2 protein-coding genes are annotated in these 1,032 nt (G+C 44.0%); both read right to left on the minus strand.

The features are described from left to right. On the minus strand, window positions 1-611 hold a 611-nt coding region (locus N1032_RS23765; RefSeq protein ID WP_259542851.1), incomplete at its 3' end, for a hypothetical protein. Window positions 612-623: 12 nt separating this feature from the next. Then, a partial coding sequence (locus N1032_RS23770) for a hypothetical protein (protein ID WP_259542857.1) occupies window positions 624-1,032 on the minus strand: 409 nt, incomplete at its 5' end.

Genomic DNA, 1,032 nt, shown 5'->3' on the forward strand with positions numbered 1-1,032 from the left:
GATTGTTCACCACCAACTGGCTTAGATTGAGCACCACCAATCCCAACACTCAGACCACTATCACCAATCTGTTGAACTGGAGGTGTAGATTGAGTAGGATCGAGTTCAGATCCTTTAGCTGGGTTCATAACAGCCTCTTGTGCAATCTGATTAAGCAATGCACCAGAGCGGTCTTGTGTCTCTACTTGTTGTGCTTGTTCAGCTGCCTGACGTTTCAGATGTGGATCAGCTTGACCACGACGATGGAAACTATCTTGAATGAATTGTTTTAAATTGTCTTGAGCAATCTGAGGTGGCATATAGCCAGCTTCAACTTGCTGACGAAGACCTGTAGCCAACTTAGTCATTTCACCAGCTAGTGAATCAAAATGAGGGTCATTCTGACGGTGATGATCAAAGTTATTATAGAAGGTAGTATTTTTATAAGACTCATCTTCTTGTGGCTGTTGTGGGATTGGAGCTGCACCAACTGGTACACCTGAAGGAGAAGTCAATTGACCACCTCCAGGTCTACGTGTAGGCAGGCCAACCATGTCACTAAGTTGACGAACGTTACTATTCACTCGTTTATCGTTAAGAGAATTCAAACGTTCGGTGTATGGATTAGCCATATTTGTATTTCCTTATCGATTACCGAATGCATTCATAAGGGTTGCAGCTAAGCCGAAACCAGCATTCATCTTATCTTCAAAGCCCATAGCATTGGACGGGGCTTTCTGTCCATTGGAAGTATCATACTTACCAGTGCCAGTAAAGTTAGCCCATTGATCAGCAGACTTAGTATTCATTCTTTCCATGAATCCACGCTTATCATTCTCACCAGTGCCACCCGTTGATTTATTCCACTGTTTAGCAGAAGCCTCAGTCATGCTCTGGAAGAAACCTTTCTCTTCAGGTTGTTTAACAGGAGTACCCTGAGACGCTGAGATAGGGGCAGGAGCTTGAGTAGATGCAGCTAGAGCACCTGCATCTTGTCCTACTTGGGTTTTCTGTTTCTGTGGTTTAGGTATAGATATACCACCAGGAACCATG

The sequence above is a fragment of the Herbiconiux daphne genome, assembly GCF_024979295.1.
In the GTDB taxonomy this organism is placed as follows: Bacteria; Actinomycetota; Actinomycetes; order Actinomycetales; family Microbacteriaceae; genus Herbiconiux; species Herbiconiux daphnes.